The following is a 17,522-nucleotide window of genomic DNA, read 5'->3' as shown; positions in this document are numbered from 1 at the left end:
GCTAATCCCTAAGGAGTCGCCCAGTCTTCACTCCAATCAACTTATACACATAGTAAACGTTTTATAAAATCTGATTCCAAAACTTTTGATGATGAATGATCTATTCATCTGTCTCTAAAAAATCCACTTGCTTTCCTGGAACAAATGTTGAAATAGCGTGTTTGTAAATAAGATGTTGTTTGCTATCAGCATCTAGTAATAATACTGTAAAATTGTCATAGGATTTCACCGTTCCTTTTAATTGAAATCCATTCAACAAAAACACAGTTACAAAAACATTATTTTTACGTAGGTGGTTTAAGAATGTATCTTGCAAGTTAATTGATTTCATCAAAAATGCCTCCCTATACTCTCTTTCTACCTCTTCATTCCTATAGTAGCATGTTCTCCCAATTTGGCAATTAGTAATTTTTAGAAATTAATTAAAGTTTTTCGTCATTTTTAACAAAATAGACATCCATTTTATTACGGAAGTAAGTTAGTTGTCTTTTCGCATAACGGCGAGAATTTTGCTTTAAACTATCAACGGCTTCTTCTAATGAACATTTTCCATCAAGGTAATCATATAATTCCTTGTAGCCGATTGCTTGGATGGACTGCACGCCGCGAATATTTTGCTGCCATAAGCCCTTTACTTCTTCTAAAAGCCCTTTTTCCATCATGATATCCACGCGAAGATTAATACGATCATAGAGCTTTTCACGTGACATATTTTGCCCAAGCCCTATAATCACATGATTGTAAAGTGGAACTTCTCCACGATTTTGTGCTTCAGAAGCCTTTGAAACGCCACTAAGCTCAATCATCTCTAATGCACGTATAACACGGCGGGTATTGTTTGGATGAATTGCCTCAGCTGTTTGTGGATCAAGTTTTTTAAGCTTAGCATGCATGGCCTCTGGACCTAATTTCTCTAGCTCTTCATAATAGGCTTTCCGAGCTACCTCATCTACCTGCTCCTCCGTAAATTGAAAATCAAAGAGAACTGCCTGCACATATAAGCCTGAGCCCCCTACAATAATCGGTAGCTTTCCCCGCTCTTGAATTTCCGCAATTTTAGCTCGTACTAATTTTTGATAGTCTGCTACTGAAAAGGACTCCGTTGGCTCTTTGAAGCTTAATAAATGATGGGGGACACCCTCCATCTCTTCCTCAGTAATTTTCGCTGTACCAATATCTAAGCCTCGATAGATTTGCATGGAATCACCGTTGATGATTTCGCCATTATATTTTTTGGCTAATTCAATGCTTAATGCCGTTTTCCCAGAAGCAGTAGGCCCTACGATTGCTACGACCTCTGCCTGCTGTAATTTATCTTGTATCATATTTTTCTAACCACCGTAATAAAAGTTGATAGACTGCCTCTCGGTTATCTTCGTTTAGGATTTCATGTCGCTTATCCTCAAATAGGTAAACCGTCACATCTTGTAGACCCGCTTCTGCAAATTGTTCAGCAACAGCATACACACCTTGGCCTTGTTCTCCGACTGGATCCTTGCTACCACTTATCAATAATATCGGTAAATCTTTCTTTACTTTTGCTATCTCACTTTTACGATTTAACGACATAAAACCTGTTGTTAAATCGACAAAAAATTGATTTGTTGGGATAAAACCGCAATATGGATCATCGATATATTTTTCCACTTCATCCTCTACTGAACATAACCAATCATATGCAGTCTTCGAATTTGGAAACTGTTTATTAAAGCTACCAAAGCTCAGCTTATTTAATAACTTGCTCTCCGTCTCTTTACCGGACTGTTTGGCCAATACTTTTGCTACTAAGTTCCCCATCGTATGCAATGCTGTAACATTACCTGTTCCGCATAAAATCACATTGTCTACTTGATCACCGTACAATTGAATATACCTTCTAGTAATGAACGACCCCATACTATGTCCAAATAAAATCAAAGGTACATCAGCAAATTGTTCATGCAATATTGTTACTACTTCATGCGCATCCTTTACGACACGTTCAAACCCATTTTCTTCAGCAAAGAAACCTAGTGTGCCATTATAGGCTGCCGTTTCTCCATGCCCTCGATGATCATGCATTGTCACTGCATAGCCAGCTTCATTTAGGCTATTGGCAAATTTAACATAACGTCCACTATGCTCCGCCATACCATGCAGAATATGAATATGGCCAATACATGGCTTCGTTGGCTTTAATGTTCGAGTAAACAGAAAATGGCCATCTGACATTTCAATATAACGCATTACTTACACTCCTTCTTCCGCAAAATTTGTTGCATCTAAAATGGCTTGCTCTAATTGAGCTATATAAGTATTTCTTTGTGACTCTGTATAGTGAAAATGTTGTTGCATCACTTGAATGACCTGCTGTTTATAGCGTTTTACTGCATCAATATCAAAGTATAATAAGCCTGTTCGACGAATAAAGAAATCACTTGGTGTGTATACCATTTCCGCTTCTATGGCATAAAGTAGCATGGCATGTAAGGCTAATGGCATCGTACTTCCGTGCTCATGTAAGTATTTCACTTGGTTATATAAGGCATCAACATTTGTACCATATTTTTGTACAAGCTGTTTTGCTTCATCATAATTAAGACCATACTGAACGCCCTCTTTAGCTTTATAAGTACTATAATCAGAGAAATTGATGGCATTAATACCCTTTGCACCCGAAAGCGATAACTCACGTGTTACACATGGACTTACGTGCTTAAATTTATGATTTTTCACAATTTTATCAACGATTGTTTCTGCCATTTGACGGTATCCCGTTAATTTACCACCAGCGATCGTCATTAGTCCACTTGGTGCCATCCATATCTCATCTTTGCGTGAAATTTCAGATGGATCCTTGCCTTTTTCAAATATAAGTGGACGCACACCTGCCCACGACGATTCAATCGTATCTCTTGATATATTTGCAGTTGGAAAGACTGTTTTTGCAGCAGCAATTAAATAGTCAACATCCTCTTGGGTAGCGACAGGATGAACAGGGTCTCCCTCGTAAACTGTATCTGTTGTCCCTACATAGGCTTTACCATCACGTGGTATAGCAAAAGCCATACGCCCATCCACTATATCAAAATACACTGCCTGCCTTAATGGAAAATCCTTTTGATCAAGGACAATATGGACCCCTTTTGTCAGACGTAATTGTTTTTTATCTACTACTTTATCCTTGTGGCGGACCTCATCTACCCAAGGTCCAGTAGCATTGACGATTTGCGCAGCATGCAATTCGATTGTTTTCCCTGTAACATGATCCTTCACTTGTACCCCAACAAGCTTTTTCTTCTCATATAAAAATTCTGTCATCTCCGCATAATTTAAACAAAGCGCCCCATATTCCACAGCTTTTTTCAGCACTTCAATTGTCAAACGGGCATCATCTGTACGATATTCAACGTAATACCCTCCACCAATAAGCTCATCTCGATTGAGTAAAGGCTCTAGCTCTGCCGTTTCCTGGGCGTTTAACATTGTTCTACGTTCATGCTTTTTAACACCGGCTAATCGATCATATACCTTCAATGCCATTGATGTAGTAAATGGTCCAAGTGAGCCCTTCTTATATAATGGTAGTAACATTTTTTCAGGGGTTGTCACGTGAACAGCATTGTCATAGACAATTTCACGCTCACGCCCAACCTCAGCTACTACACTAACATCCAGCTGCTTTAAATAACGAAGTCCACCATGAATAAGCTTTGTTGAACGGCTTGATGTGCCAGCAGAAAAATCCTGCTTCTCAATCAAAGCGACTGATAATCCTCTAGATGCGGCATCTAGCGCAATACCAGCACCCGTAATGCCTCCACCAATAACTAAAACATCAAAGCTATATTGCTCTAAAAAATTTATAATTTTAGGACGATGCTCAAATGAAAACATATCTTTCTCCCCCCATTAGCTATAATTTGAAAATACGTGTAACCTCTATTGCGTATGTTAGCCTATTAACTAGCAATGACCTTAAGCATAGAAATTCTAATGTCATTTTTATAGCTCATCACCATAACGTGTGGTTGATGTCGCCTTGGCGTAATTACGTTTGGATTTTGAATTGTATCCGCACAATTCATCGCTTTAAAAATCCGTGATATCTGCCGGAGCCTTTGGGCCAACGTGATGTTGGTCACTCAGTCGTTGCAACAGGACGTGGCGTTCTTAGACTGAGTTCCTCTATTTCAATAGATGCTTGGATGCCCCACTGCAAAGCATATCCACATTCACCTCATTATTAATGAGGTAGAAGTCTCTACTGAATGAAGATAAACGGCATACATTTTTTAAAATGTCATTCACAACTTTTGATGATGAATCATTTGTATATGCTTTACCTACAAAATTCCTTTTATGCGCATGATCTATTCATTTTGCTCTTGAACCTTTGTTAGGCGTCCCAACTACATTACCCGTTTAAACATTTTTTCTACTTCATACGTTGTAAAATGAATCAGTACTGGACGTCCGTGAGGGCATGTAAACGGATTGTCGGCATTGCGCAAATCTTGCAATAACGTGTCCATTTGTTCTTTCGTTAAATAATGGTTGGCCTTTATCGACTTTTTACAGCTCATCATAATCGCTGCTGCCTCCCGTAATTTTTTGACGTCTGCCTTTTTAGTTGTCAGCACCTGTTCAATCAAGTCTTCAATAATTTCCTGTTCTTCTCCTTTAGGGAACCAGCTAGGATGCTCTCTCACGACAAATGAAGCCTGTCCAAATTCCTCTAAAAATACCCCAACAGCTTCTAACTCCTGCCTATTTTCTCTTAATATAAGAGCCTCGTCAGCAGCATAGTGGAAGGTCAATGGAAGCAATAAAGTTTGGCGTTCATTTGGGTTCACCTGACCGACCTTTTCACGGAAAAATTCATATTTGATGCGCTCCTGAGCGGCATGCTGATCAATTAAATAAAAACCATCCTCCATTTGCGCAACAATATACGTACCATGAATTTGTCCTACCACTTCGAGCGTAGGGAATGGTTCCTTTTCTGGATCATCCTGTAGAACTTCTATTGGTTCCTCTAGCTTCACTTCTTCTGGAGGATTTACTCCCTCGGGACTATTTACTTCCATCACCGGTGTCGGTTTCCAGCTATCTTCAATGATAGTAGGGGAGGATTCAGGTTGTGGCACTATAGGATCTAATGTGTTCGATTCCTGAACTGTTTGCACATCATAAAGTTTTTCTACAATAGCATTCATTTTCTCCACACTCAGCTTTGGTGCTGGTTTCCAAATATTTAACTGCTCTGTTGCAGGTTTTGCCACCTTCTCCTTCTTCTCCATTTGAGGGACTCGAATAACATTGCGGATTTTCTCTCGTATCGTTTCCTCAATTAACTTAAGAAGTTCAGGCTCTTTACTTAAACGTACTTGATGCTTGGCAGGATGAACATTGACATCTGTTAAATAAGGGTCTCCCTCTATATAGAGCGCGACAATTGGAAAACGTTCGATGGGCAAATACGTATGATAAGCATCTACAATCGCTTTTTGCACCAAATAATGCTTCACCCAGCGACCATTCACAAATAACGACATATAGTTTTTTGAAGCACGAGTCACCTCTGGTAGAGTGACGTATCCAGAAATTTTATAATCATGTGACTCTCCATTGAACGCCACCATTTTCTTAGCATTATGCACACCGTAAATTGCAGCTAATACTTGCTGCACGTCACCACGTCCATTTGTTTGTAACAATTGCTGGCCGTTATGCAGCAATCTAAAGGCAATTTGTGGATTTCCGAGTGCAAGACGGTTCATTAGATCAATTGTATGTCCAAGCTCGGTTTGTATTGTTTTCATATATTTTAACCGCGCGGGTGTATTGAAAAATAACTGTGCGATTGTTATATCTGTTCCCTTACGCAAAGGGCCTGGTTTATGCGTAGCGACATGTCCACCCTCAAGCTCTAAATACGTTCCTGATTCTCCGTTTGATGTAATGAGTGTCATTTTAGACACAGATGCAATGGATGCTAATGCCTCACCACGGAAGCCAAGCGTACGAATTCGAAATAAATCATGTTCCTGATGAATTTTACTTGTTGCATGGCGAGAGTATGATATAAGTGCATCCTCTTCATCCATACCACTACCATTATCAATGACCTGAATTGAAGTGAGGCCCGCTTCTAGTAAAAAAACATCAATGGACGTACTCCCAGCATCAATGGCATTTTCAACAAGCTCTTTAACGACAGAGGCTGGTCTTTCAACTACTTCCCCTGCCGCGATTTTATTGGACAGCCACTCGTCCATAATTTGTATTTTTCCCATAGCGCTTCACTCCTTTATTTTTTTATGTTTAATAATTGCTGCTGTAATTCATATAAAATATTCATCGCTTGCATTGGTGAGGTACCTAGAATATTTACTTTTTCAAGATTTTTAAGTACCTCTGCCTCTGCCGGAGAAGTTTGAGAGGTTGGTTCTTCCTCTGTAAATAGTGACATTTGCATTGGCTTTTCAACAACCTCTTGTGCCACAGCTACTTCGTTTCCAGATTCGAAGTTTTCAAGTAACACTTGTGCTCTTGTTAAAATTTCCTCTGGTAATTGTGCAAGCTGCGCTACATGAATTCCGTAAGATTTATCGGCAGCCCCCTTTTTCACCTTATGCAAAAAGACAACTGTGCCATTTTTTTCAGTAGCAGATACATGTACATTTTGCAGTCGTGGTAGCTCGTTTTCGAGTGCCGTTAATTCATGATAGTGCGTTGAAAACAGTGTGTTTGCTCCGATTTTGTCATGGATGTATTCCATCATGGATTGAGCAAGACTCATGCCATCATAAGTAGATGTCCCACGGCCAATTTCATCAAAGAGCATTAAACTATTTTTTGTAGCATGCGTAATCGCGTGCTGAGATTCTAACATCTCCACCATAAATGTTGATTGTCCTGCAGCTAAATCATCCGCAGCACCGATACGTGTAAAAATCTGATCTGTAATTGGTAATCTAGCTTTTTCAGCAGGCACATAGCAGCCCATTTGTGCCATCACAACAATGAGTGCAACCTGACGCATATACGTACTTTTACCGGACATATTCGGACCTGTTATAAGCATCATATTGTTATTATCCTCAAGTACACAATCGTTTGGTACATACATTTGCTTATTAAGCATTTTCTCAACAACTGGATGACGTCCTTCGATAATTTCTAGCGAACGCCCGCCATGAAACTCAGGCTTCGTAAAACGATATTTCTCTGAAACACTCGCAAAGCTTAATAACACATCTAACTCACTAATGCTTGCCGCTAACGCTTGGACACGTGGAATAAACACCTTTAATTCATCACGTATGGCCACAAATAAGTTATACTCTAACGTTAAACTTTCTTCCTCAGCATTTAAAATTAACGCTTCTTTTTCCTTAAGCTCCTGAGTAATATAACGCTCAGCATTTGCCAAAGTTTGCTTACGTTCATAGCGCGTTAAATCGGCTAAATGGATGTTAGATTTCGTAATTTCAATATAGTAGCCGAAAACTCGATTGTAGCCGATTTTTAAGTTTTTAATGCCTGTTTTTGTCCGTTCCTCTTGCTCTAGCTGTGCGATCCAATCCTTCCCATTACGAGAAGCATAGCGTAGTTCATCTAAGCGACCATCATAGCCATCACGAATGACGTCACCCTCTTTAATCGCAATTGGAGGATTGTCTGTAATCGCACGAGCCAATAGTTCCTCAACATCCGCACACGTATCAAGCGCTGCGCCTAGCTTTTGTAATGTTGCTTTATTGGAGCTAAGTAATTGTTGCTGAATGGTAGGTACTTGACGTAATGAATCGCGTAGCTGTGCTAAATCACGTCCACCTACATTACCAAAAGCTACACGCCCAGCTAAACGCTCTAAATCATATACTTGTTTTAAAGAAGCTTGGAGTTCTGTTCTTACAAAATATTCCTCCAATAAATCAGTGACAGTTGCTAGTCTCTCTTCTATCGCAGAACGTGAAGCAAGAGGTTGATGTAACCATTGCTTTAACTTTCGCCCTCCCATTGCCGTCACGGTGTCATCTAATAACCATAAAAGTGTACCCTTTTGATCGCCACCGCGAATAGATTGAATAAGCTCTAAATTACGCTTCGAGCTAGAGTCTATACGTAAATAATTTTTCATTTCATTATAAGTAAATGCTTGAATATGTGTTAATGAACGCATTTGTGTTTTATCGATATAAGCTAGCAAACGCAAGCAAGCAATTTTTAAATCATTTGGTACCGCTTCTAAATAATGTGTAGCTTTATCCGACATCATTTCATCTGTTTCAATAGAAAGGACGATACCTGCGTTTACTGCATGCTCCGCTAATAGAAGCTGTAAACTTTCTGTGACAATTAACTCACGAATACCGTAAGCCTGCATTTGCATTAATAGCGCTTTACCGTCGCCCTCCATCGAGGAGGCTACTGCTTCACCTGTAGATAAGTCTAAATAAGCGTAGCCAAATGTCGTATCGTCGAATTGTTCCGCAGCACCAATAAAATGATTGGATTTACCTTCAAGCGACTTACCTTCCATGATTGTACCCGGTGTAATAAGCTGTACGACTTCACGCTTCACTACACCCTTTGCTTGTTTCGGATCTTCTGTTTGCTCACAAATTGCAACCTTATAGCCCTTTTGCACAAGTGTTTCTATATAATTTTTTGCCGAATGATGTGGAACACCACACATTGGAATACGCTCTTTTGCTCCCGCATCCCGGCTCGTTAATGTAATTTCTAAAAGTTGAGAGGCATTTATAGCGTCCTCAAAAAACATCTCGTAAAAATCGCCTAATCTAAAAAATAAAAAGGCATCCTTGTAATCTTCTTTTACCTGCAAATACTGTTGCATCATTGGTGTATACGTTGTCATTTAAACATTTACCTCGCTCTAACAATATAGATATTTTTATTATAACAAAAGATACATGCGAAACGCTTCATTCACCTTTTAAAGATGTTAGCGCTTCGCATGTATAAAATCTTTCGTATTATCTTGGTCTTTCATCAGGAAACGATGAGGACTCTAAAGCATACCTTCCTTCACCACTTGAACTAGACGATGAGCTGGAACTAGAGCTAGATGAAGACGAGGATGAGCTCTCATCATCAAAGTTCCATTCTTCTTCGAAATCTAGTGGATGTACACTAATACAAATCGTCGTTTCTCCCATTACCTCTACAATGACTTCGCGTTCTACAACGATTTCAAATTTCGTTCCACATGGAGAGATGATTGCCTCTATGCAGTTAGGCTCTTGAATAACGCGTACACGAACATCATCACCAACACTCACTTCACCGTCTCTAAAAGAAAGCTTCACTTTGTCTTTATAGTGAACCGTTTCAGAAAACACTGCTGTTTTCGAATGATTACTATAGGCATACCATACATTGACATCAAATTTCCCTGATACTTCTACAAATTTACCGACTTTTTTTGCGGAGCAAGTATGATTGATCACCCAGCAACCGAGAATACTCGTCGGCTTATTTGATGGACTTAATGTTACTCGTTCTTCCGTTCTCTTCTTCCCTTTGGCAACTACTGCTCTCGTCACGATTTGTCGTAAACGTTTCAGCGCAATTCCTCCTTCGACTCTTTTCACTCCATCATATGCAGGTAGCGCCTATTGGGTGAACATATATTTTTATAGAATCGAATTGCGGATTTTCATATGATCATAAAAATAGCTCGAATGAAATCATTCATTCGAGCTATTCCTTCTATTATTTTTAAGAGCAGCTGCCTGGGTTTCTATTTGCTACTTGTGAGCCAGTTTCACCATAAAGTAAATCCCCACCAGTTGAGCGAACAATCTCATTTGTTACATTGTTAGCAATTGTATTCGACACTAATTGCAATAAATCATTGACATCACCTTGAGATTCTTTAAATTGTTGAACCACTGGGATTGCGTTGATTTCTTCTTCGATTTTTTCGATTTTGTCTTCAATTAATTTAAGCGCTTTTTCTTTTCCCAAGTGTTGGAAGTTAACAGCTTGTTTTTGTAGGCTTTTTAGACTTGCAATACGTTCACGTACTAGTTGGTTTTCATTAATTTGTGCTTCTGCTTTTTTGAAAAATTCAACTTCTGGCGTATTGGCAATCATATGCGCAATTTCGTGTGACTTCTTGATTAAATCATCTTTTGTATATAATACTTGTGACATTTACGCTTCCACCTTTTCATTTTTTACTACTTCTACGAACTCACCACTAAGTGAATACGAAGTAGCTTCAACTATTTTTACCTTCACTAATTGACCAATTAGATCTGCTGGAGCTTTGAAGTTTACAAGACGATTTTTACGCGTATATCCAGCTAACACATCTTCGCGTTTTTTACTTGTACCTTCAACTAAGACTTCTACTACTTCACCCTTCATGCCTTCTAATGCTTTGCGAGAGTATTCCCCTACAACCTGATTTAATCGGTGAAGACGTTCTTTTTTCACTTCTTCAGGTACATTATCCACCATTTTGGCAGCAGGTGTACCCTCACGAGGAGAATAAATATAAGTAAAGGCCATTTCAAAGCCGACTTCTCGGTACAAGGATAATGTCTCCTCAAATTGCTCCTCTGTTTCGTTAGGATAACCTACGATAATATCAGTTGTTAGCGTTACTTCCGGAATAGCCGCTTTAATTTTTGCTACTAATCCAAGGAAATGCTCACGTGTATACTTACGCGCCATAATTTTCAGCACGTCATTTGAACCAGATTGAACTGGTAAATGAATATGTTCTACTAAGTTACCACGTTTTGCAAGAACCTCGATTAAATGATCATCGAAGTCGCGTGGATGACTCGTTGTAAAACGAATACGTGGGATATCAATTTTACGTAATTCATCCATCAAATTACCAAGTCGATATTCAATATCCTCAAAATCTTTGCCGTAAGCGTTGACATTTTGTCCTAGTAGCATAATTTCTTTATAGCCCGCAGCCGCTAGCTCACGAACTTCAGCAATGATTTCCTCTGGACGGCGACTACGCTCCTTACCACGCGTATAAGGGACAATACAATACGTACAGAATTTATCACAACCGTACATAATATTTACCCAAGCTTTGATGGAGCCAAGACGTTTTTTCGGCAGATTCTCAATAACATCGCCTTCTTTAGACCAAACCTCAATGACCATTTCCTTAGACATATAGGCTTCCTTTAAAATGTTCGGTAAACGGTGAATATTATGTGTTCCAAACACCATGTCAACATGCGGATAACTTCTTAAAATTTTATTGACCACGGATTCTTCCTGTGACATACAGCCACAAACCCCGATCAGCATTTCTGGATTTTTACGTTTATATTTAAGAAGGAAGCCCAGTTCCCCAAATACTTTATTTTCTGCATTTTCACGAATAGCACAAGTATTCAGTAGCACGACGTCAGCTTCATCAATAATATCTGTAGGCGTGTACCCTAGCTGCATAAAAATCCCAGCCATCACTTCCGTATCATGCTCGTTCATTTGGCAGCCGTACGTACGAATATAAAAAGTACGCCCCGTCCCCATACCAGCAAACTCTTCAGCAATGTTAAAGTCCTTATGGTACTTAACTTCTTCTTTCCCACGTTTTTTAGCATCTTTTAATGAAGGTGCTGTAAAAACCGTTTCAAAATATTTACTATAATCCTTTTCAGGCTTGTCTTCTTTTTTTGGTTGATTGACTTGTTGATTAGCTAAGCGTTGTTCCTCATTCATCGCAATCAGGTAACTCCTTTCAAACGAATTCCATACATTTGAAATCCCATTTCACTATTATACTGAATAATGGCAACATCCTACAAGGCTTGTGTACTAAATGTCGCGGTTTAGACTTAATTACTCTTAGCTAGATGGCTATTTTCATTTGGTTGCGGGGGGCGTCAGTTTTACGGGAGGGGCTCTTTGTCGGCTTAACAGTTATTTTCACCATTTTAAGGACTCTATCCGTCATTTTGATGGTTCTATCCACGACTTTGCCGGTTTTATCCGTCGCTTTGACTTCTCTTTCCATCAATTCGTCGGTTCTATCCGTCGCCTTGAATTCTTTCCGTCGCTTCGCATATTCTATCCGTCACTTCATCAGTTCCTATCAACGACTCTAGTCGTCCTCCAAGGAATCTAGCCCTGTATGCGCACGTTTATGTAGCTTTCCAAGACGTGCACATACTCTAGATTAATTTTGTAAACCAAGAAAATCTGCATATGTATGCGGCTCGTTCTCCTTTAAAATTGTTAAAAATGTAAAGGCAAGCTGTACAACTGACCACCATCTCATATTGTAGGACATCTCAAAGCGAGCAGGTTCTAATGTAAAAACATCCTGAAAAATATCCAGTGGATCAATCTTTTCATCTTTTAATATTGAGAGAAAACCTAAAAACAACGAATGATCCTTGATTTCAATCACTTTTCCTTCAACTAGTGCATCAATATTTTCTGGTTGTTGGAAATTACATTGTGTCGCAACATACCTTTCTAAATCCTGGGCGCGCTGTCTTTCTTCACGTTCTTTTTTCTTCGCAACAAAATCAATGACGTTATCCACGTGCATCGCCTCTTCTTTTTTTCTTTTATTGTATCATTTTTTACAATACTATTGCCCGAACACACTCCCCATTTTTTCCATTTACCAAAACAAAAAGAATGATCGTAGCAAATTTGCCATAATCATTCTTTTCTCAAGGTATTTTATCAGGTGTGCTACCCAACCATTTTTATTAATTAAAGGCTCGTCATCATAGCGTGGGGTTGATTTCCGTTCTGGCTGGGCGCTTCTTTGATTGGGGTTGGGATTGTAATGGTCACTTTACCTCCACCAGCTGATGAATCATTGGAAATTAGCAGTTTTCCACCATGACTCTGAACAATTGATTGGGCAATATAAAGTCCCATCCCATGATGATTTCCCGCATTTCTGCTTGGATCTCCGCGATAAAATTGTTTGGTAGCCTCATTTAAATCTCTCGGAGAAAATCCACGGCCGCTATCGGTAACGGTAAACTGAATAAAGTCAGAAGCGCTTTGAACAGTTAATGTCACCTTTCCGTTTTCAGGTGTGTGCTCTACAGCATTAGCAATAACATTTATAATCGCACGATAGAACTGCTCTTCATCGATAAAAATACATACAGGAAGGGATTCCTTTTGAACATCTACTTGAAGCCTTTTTTCCAACGTAAGAGCTCTCATTTGATCTTCTACACCTGTTATAAATGCATCCGTTTTAACATTCGTTTTTTCACGAACGATATTTTTCTCCATTTTCGATAAATCAATTAGCTCTTTCGTGAATTTTTCTATTTCCATTGTATTTTTCAAAATATAGTCATTATATTCTCTTTGACTATCATCTTGATCGGTATCCTGCAAAAGCTCTGCATTCCCCCGAATAATTGTGAGCGGTGTTTTCAGATCATGAGCAAGAGCAGAAATTTGTTCTCTACGGGTCTGCTCTGTTTCCCATTGCTGTTTTAACGAGTTGTTTAAGGCTTCTTTCATTTGCTCAAGAGAAATCGATATTTCATCTATTTCACGAATTCCTGAATGGTGAATCGTAAAATCCAAATTTTGATTTTGTATTTTTTCAATCGCTTCCTGCAAGCCAAACATTTTTTTCTTTAAACTTCTGCCAAAGTGAATAGCAAGCACAGTTGCATAAGCTACTATTCCTATAATAAATAGTAGAAATTCTAACATTTGCGGATTAGGCAAGTATTTCCTTAAAATTTCTGAACGATATTGGGGTACTAAATAATATCGTAATATACAAATCTCATTTTCTCGCTCTATAAACGAGTAAAATTGGGAACCACTTTGAGTTTCCCCTTTTTTCATTACATCCCAGGCTTTAAAAGCTTCCTTTTCTGAAAGATTCCCTGCAAGAAATTGTCCATTTTTAGAATAGACGGCATAATCAACAAGGTCTGGAATAATATCAGCTGTTACCGAACTACTAGATGCAATGCGATCCTTAGATAATGAAATTTGATTTTCTGCATAATTTGCTGGCAACACGATGTTGGCAGAAAAGGTAAATAAAAATATACTAAACAGTAGTACTACTAATAGAATAGTGCCTAAACACAGTAAAAGGAGATATCGTAGAAAAAAAGTATGTAGTCGAGTTCCTTTAGTTGGCTTTATTGTCTCCATTTATATCCGATCCCCCAAACAGTGTCAATGGCGTCAACATGAAAGGTATGTAACTTTGAACGAATATTTTTAATATGCTCGGTAATAGCGGTACTGTCACTCTTCCCATCAAACCCAAAAATAGTTTCATAAATCTTTTCTTTCGAAAACACCTGTCCTCGGTTTCGAGCTAAAAATTCGCATATTTCATATTCGCTTTTTGTCAGCATAACCTTTTCATCATTTACAAACAGCTCTTTGCCAGATAGATTGAAGTGAATGTTATCTACAAAAAGGATACTACGTCGTTCTCTTTTTTCGCGCCTCAAATGTGCATTCACTCTTGCACGTAGCTCCCCAATGCCAAACGGCTTGATAATATAATCATCAGCGCCGAGACCAAGACCATACATTAGATCCTCCTCCAATGATTTAGCCGTTAAAAAAAGAATAGGACAATCTACCGCATGGCGTATTTGGCCACATAGAGTAAACCCATCTATTTCAGGCATCATCACATCCAGTAAAATTAAATCGAAGGCACCAAGATCCATTTTACTTACTTCTGTTGCATCAGAGACTGCCGTTACTAAATGTTCATCTTTTAGTAATGCATTTTTTATCAATACTAAAATACCTTTTTCATCATCTACTGCTAATATTTTTGCCATATTTCTACCCTCATCATTTCTTCATACCCTAATTATCAGACTTTCTACCTTCCCATTTCCAAAACCACAAACAAGATAATACTAACGCTAGCAATGTTCCGCAAACGGAAGTAATAATACCTTCTGGTAGTCCTAATTCCACCGTTGATAGGTCAAGCCCTGACGCCTTCAATGTCCATAACGAAACAAAGTGACCACCCCAACCATAAGGTATAAATGACCAAATCCCATCACCTAGTCCAGTGAGTAGTAAGGCTACTAATAGCGATCCCACAATACCTAATCCGATTGAGGCACCTTTACCAAAATGAAGACTAACAAAAAAATGTAAAATATATAAAAATGCATAGCCTACAAATAAAATACATCCCGCTATGAAATAAAATTGATAACCAAAAGTATCTTCATGCAACAGTTCAATAAAACCAACACTAAAAATACCGAAGGACAGTAATATTGCTCCAAAACTAAATAACAATAACAGTATCAACTTACTTAAATAGACCACTATTTTTGTTTTTGTAGCTGTTAGCATTTCCTGAAAATGTCCTGCAGTTGCTTCTTGCTCCGCTGCCATTGCACAAACTAATCCAATAATAATCGGAAACCCACATGAAAGAGCCTGAAAATAACCGGATATTTTCCAATCAAAATTCCATGGTGAATAAGAATAGTATGCTAAAAACATCCCTGAAATAATAATAGGTACTATTAAATGCGTAAGCAAAAATGGCGTTCTTTTTGTTTTAAGAAACTCTGCTCTCAGTAATCTTAACATTACCATGCACTATTTCGCCTCCCTTTTCTGAAACCAACGGGCAGTAAGGTAGCTAATTATTGCAAACCACGCTAAAGCAATTAATATACCCGGAACTATCACCGACATACTTAATAACGGGCTGCCTTCAGGTACTGGCAGACCATTTGGTAAGATTTTTAATGTTGGACATATTAGTCTTGCTGTAATGGCGTAAGGAACACTATACCAATAATTCCCATTCGCAAATGCAATCATACCAGCAATATTGCCGACTAAATTTATTAAAATAGCCATATAAGTTCCTAATTTTGCCGCAAGGAATAAACAAAGCGGAATTTGCCATAAAAACGTGACAAAAATTAATAAACTACCTGTCAGACTATTTATGAAAGAATAGCTATTGCCAAATAGTATTCCACCAGCAGTTATTCCTGCAAAGAAAATAAGTATAATTACTAACAACCATGTACTACATGCAAGTATTTTACCAAACCAAATCTTCTTCAGATCGAGTGGCATTGCGAGAATACTATGATATTTCAATTTAGAATCTTTTTCGATCACCAATGCACAACATATCGTTAGAGCACCTGGTAAGAGCATTGTATACCACCAATTATAAGCGCCACTTTGAAAAAAACTCCCTCCCATTAATAATGCAGTTAGCAAGATCGTCACAATGGGTGCTAGCCAAACTAATTTAGGAATAAAAGTCTTTTTCCACTTTAATCTTTCAGCCTTCATAATTGAAATCATGTTACATGCCTACCTTTCTATTAGCAGACACTACTTGCATAAACAATGATTCTAATTCCTGACCTTGTGGAGCAACTCCCTGATAGCCTAATTTCCCTCCAGCAATGATGCCGACTTCATCAACAACCTGCTCTACCTCTGATAGTATATGGCTAGATAAAATGACTGTAATGCCTTGCTCTGGAAAAGAACGAATTAGTTTACGAAGCTCTTGAATGCCGATTGGATCGAGACCATTTGTTGGCTCATCAAGAATTAAAAGCTTTGGATAGTTTAATAGCGCAATTGCTATTCCAAGACGTTGTTTCATCCCTAACGAAAACTGTCCTGCTCGTTTTTTTCCTGTATTCGTCAAGTCTACGATTCTTAATACTTCATCAATACGTGACTGTGGCAATCCGAGAGCAATTGTACGAACTTTGAGGTTTTCTCTTGCCGTTAAATTTTCATATAAAGGTGGTGTTTCAATTAATACACCAATGTCTTTTAAATCATTACGATTCCACTCACGCCCATTAAAAAGTATCTTTCCTGCATTCGGACGCAGCATCCCTGTTATCATTTTTAACGCTGTTGATTTCCCAGCACCATTCGGACCAAGTAAACCATAAACAGTATTGCGAGGTATCGTTAATGACAGATCCTCTACAACTTTTTGTCCTTTAAAACTTTTACTAAGATTTTCTGTTTGTAAAATAATATCTTCCATCTGATAATCATCTTCCTTTCGATGATTATAGTGTAGAAAATGATTATAAGGATTTTATAAGGATATCGAAAATTTTTTGAAGAACAACACTATAAAAACCAAATTGGTCGGCAAAACGAGGGCGTTGAATTTCGTTCCGACTGAGCGCTTTCCTGGGGGCGTCCGATGAGCCGCTTTTGTTGCTACCGCTACGTTAGCACTACGCTTTCGCACAGAAAACATCCGCTGCGCTCCAGGGTCTCGGGCCAACACGATGTTGGTCACGAAGGCGTTATCACAGGATGTGATGGTTTTAGCCTTCGTTCCTCTATTGCTAATCCCCAAGGAGTCGCTCAGTCTCCACTCCAATCAACTACTTCACAGTGCATGTATCTACTCATTTATAATGATAAAACTAAACTTCAGCAACAAATGTTTTATGTGCGAAAGCGAAGCGACAGCAACAAATGTTTTATCTGTGCGAAAGCGAAGCGACAGCAACAAATGTTTTATCTGT

At 38.6% G+C, this 17,522-nt stretch carries 16 protein-coding genes; 1 reads left to right on the top strand and 15 read right to left on the bottom strand.

What is annotated here, in order from left to right; genetic code table 11:
- Positions 1 to 100: 100 nt before the first annotated feature.
- From hfq to MOK21_RS19720, 15 genes are all read right to left on the bottom strand, one after another.
- Entirely contained in the window at positions 101 to 331 is a 231-nt protein-coding gene (hfq, locus tag MOK21_RS19790) for an RNA chaperone Hfq (RefSeq protein ID WP_249075673.1), read from the bottom strand.
- Positions 332 to 422: 91 nt separating this feature from the next.
- Entirely contained in the window at positions 423 to 1,325 is a 903-nt protein-coding gene (gene miaA, locus MOK21_RS19785; RefSeq protein ID WP_249075672.1) for a tRNA (adenosine(37)-N6)-dimethylallyltransferase MiaA, read from the bottom strand.
- A complete protein-coding gene (locus MOK21_RS19780) occupies positions 1,312 to 2,226 on the bottom strand; it encodes an alpha/beta fold hydrolase (protein ID WP_249075671.1) in 915 nt (304 codons plus the stop codon). The genes miaA and MOK21_RS19780 overlap by 14 nt, the downstream gene beginning before the upstream one ends.
- Before the next feature lie 3 nt (positions 2,227 to 2,229).
- The gene (locus tag MOK21_RS19775; RefSeq protein ID WP_249075670.1) at positions 2,230 to 3,876 is read right to left on the bottom strand and encodes a glycerol-3-phosphate dehydrogenase/oxidase; all 1,647 of its coding nucleotides are present in this window, start codon (positions 3,874 to 3,876) and stop codon (positions 2,230 to 2,232) included.
- 515 nt (positions 3,877 to 4,391) lie between these two features.
- Entirely contained in the window at positions 4,392 to 6,278 is a 1,887-nt protein-coding gene (mutL, locus tag MOK21_RS19770) for a DNA mismatch repair endonuclease MutL (protein WP_249075669.1), read from the bottom strand.
- 14 nt (positions 6,279 to 6,292) lie between these two features.
- Positions 6,293 to 8,869 (bottom strand): DNA mismatch repair protein MutS, encoded by a 2,577-nt coding sequence (gene mutS / locus MOK21_RS19765; protein ID WP_249075668.1) that lies wholly within the window; start codon positions 8,867 to 8,869, stop codon positions 6,293 to 6,295.
- Between the two features lie 118 nt (positions 8,870 to 8,987).
- Positions 8,988 to 9,605 (bottom strand): outer spore coat protein CotE, encoded by a 618-nt coding sequence (cotE, locus tag MOK21_RS19760; RefSeq protein ID WP_249075667.1) that lies wholly within the window; start codon positions 9,603 to 9,605, stop codon positions 8,988 to 8,990.
- 127 nt (positions 9,606 to 9,732) lie between these two features.
- Positions 9,733 to 10,170 (bottom strand): YlbF/YmcA family competence regulator, encoded by a 438-nt coding sequence (locus MOK21_RS19755; protein ID WP_249075666.1) that lies wholly within the window; start codon positions 10,168 to 10,170, stop codon positions 9,733 to 9,735.
- Positions 10,171 to 11,715, bottom strand: coding sequence for a tRNA (N6-isopentenyl adenosine(37)-C2)-methylthiotransferase MiaB (gene miaB, locus MOK21_RS19750; protein ID WP_249075665.1), 1,545 nt, complete (start codon positions 11,713 to 11,715; stop codon positions 10,171 to 10,173). It abuts the gene before it with no gap.
- A 457-nt stretch (positions 11,716 to 12,172) separates the two neighbouring features.
- Positions 12,173 to 12,550, bottom strand: a complete 378-nt coding sequence (locus MOK21_RS19745) for an ELKS/Rab6-interacting/CAST family protein (protein ID WP_249075664.1) — start codon at positions 12,548 to 12,550, stop codon at positions 12,173 to 12,175.
- A gap of 170 nt (positions 12,551 to 12,720) precedes the next feature.
- Positions 12,721 to 14,151, bottom strand: a complete 1,431-nt coding sequence (locus MOK21_RS19740) for a sensor histidine kinase (protein ID WP_249075663.1) — start codon at positions 14,149 to 14,151, stop codon at positions 12,721 to 12,723.
- Positions 14,139 to 14,801 carry a response regulator transcription factor gene (locus MOK21_RS19735; RefSeq protein ID WP_249075662.1) on the bottom strand — a complete coding sequence of 221 codons (663 nt, stop codon included), beginning with the start codon at positions 14,799 to 14,801 and terminating at the stop codon, positions 14,139 to 14,141. The genes MOK21_RS19740 and MOK21_RS19735 overlap by 13 nt, the downstream gene beginning before the upstream one ends.
- 28 nt (positions 14,802 to 14,829) lie before the next feature.
- Positions 14,830 to 15,585, bottom strand: a complete 756-nt coding sequence (locus MOK21_RS19730; RefSeq protein ID WP_249075661.1) for a lantibiotic immunity ABC transporter MutG family permease subunit — start codon at positions 15,583 to 15,585, stop codon at positions 14,830 to 14,832.
- A gap of 3 nt (positions 15,586 to 15,588) precedes the next feature.
- Entirely contained in the window at positions 15,589 to 16,317 is a 729-nt protein-coding gene (locus MOK21_RS19725) for a lantibiotic immunity ABC transporter MutE/EpiE family permease subunit (protein ID WP_249075660.1), read from the bottom strand.
- A 1-nt stretch (position 16,318) separates the two neighbouring features.
- Complete coding sequence (locus MOK21_RS19720) at positions 16,319 to 17,026, bottom strand: lantibiotic protection ABC transporter ATP-binding protein (RefSeq protein WP_249075659.1); 708 nt, start codon at positions 17,024 to 17,026, stop codon at positions 16,319 to 16,321.
- 165 nt (positions 17,027 to 17,191) lie between these two features.
- On the opposite strand from MOK21_RS19720, the gene MOK21_RS19715 reads away from it, so the two are divergent.
- A partial coding sequence (locus MOK21_RS19715; RefSeq protein ID WP_249075658.1) for a hypothetical protein occupies positions 17,192 to 17,522 on the top strand: 331 nt, incomplete at its 3' end.

Origin of the sequence: Lysinibacillus sp. BPa_S21 (assembly GCF_023337795.1) — a bacterium.
Classification (GTDB): domain Bacteria; phylum Bacillota; class Bacilli; order Bacillales_A; family Planococcaceae; genus Lysinibacillus.
This window is presented reverse-complemented; position numbering and strand designations above follow the sequence as displayed.

Bases quoted from the DNA above. Each gene is read 5' to 3' on its own strand.
- hfq (WP_249075673.1), bottom strand. From the start codon at position 331: ATGAAATCAATTAACTTGCAAGATACATTCTTAAACCACCTACGTAAA.
- MOK21_RS19725 (WP_249075660.1), bottom strand. From the start codon at position 16,317: ATGATTTCAATTATGAAGGCTGAAAGATTAAAGTGGAAAAAGACTTTT.
- MOK21_RS19735 (WP_249075662.1), bottom strand. From the start codon at position 14,801: ATGGCAAAAATATTAGCAGTAGATGATGAAAAAGGTATTTTAGTATTG.
- mutL (WP_249075669.1), bottom strand. From the start codon at position 6,278: ATGGGAAAAATACAAATTATGGACGAGTGGCTGTCCAATAAAATCGCG.
- miaB (WP_249075665.1), bottom strand. From the start codon at position 11,715: ATGAATGAGGAACAACGCTTAGCTAATCAACAAGTCAATCAACCAAAA.
- MOK21_RS19730 (WP_249075661.1), bottom strand. From the start codon at position 15,585: ATGGTAATGTTAAGATTACTGAGAGCAGAGTTTCTTAAAACAAAAAGA.
- MOK21_RS19740 (WP_249075663.1), bottom strand. From the start codon at position 14,151: ATGGAGACAATAAAGCCAACTAAAGGAACTCGACTACATACTTTTTTT.
- miaA (WP_249075672.1), bottom strand. From the start codon at position 1,325: ATGATACAAGATAAATTACAGCAGGCAGAGGTCGTAGCAATCGTAGGG.
- MOK21_RS19755 (WP_249075666.1), bottom strand. From the start codon at position 10,170: ATGTCACAAGTATTATATACAAAAGATGATTTAATCAAGAAGTCACAC.
- MOK21_RS19720 (WP_249075659.1), bottom strand. From the start codon at position 17,026: ATGGAAGATATTATTTTACAAACAGAAAATCTTAGTAAAAGTTTTAAA.
- MOK21_RS19780 (WP_249075671.1), bottom strand. From the start codon at position 2,226: ATGCGTTATATTGAAATGTCAGATGGCCATTTTCTGTTTACTCGAACA.
- MOK21_RS19775 (WP_249075670.1), bottom strand. From the start codon at position 3,876: ATGTTTTCATTTGAGCATCGTCCTAAAATTATAAATTTTTTAGAGCAA.
- MOK21_RS19745 (WP_249075664.1), bottom strand. From the start codon at position 12,550: ATGCACGTGGATAACGTCATTGATTTTGTTGCGAAGAAAAAAGAACGT.
- mutS (WP_249075668.1), bottom strand. From the start codon at position 8,869: ATGACAACGTATACACCAATGATGCAACAGTATTTGCAGGTAAAAGAA.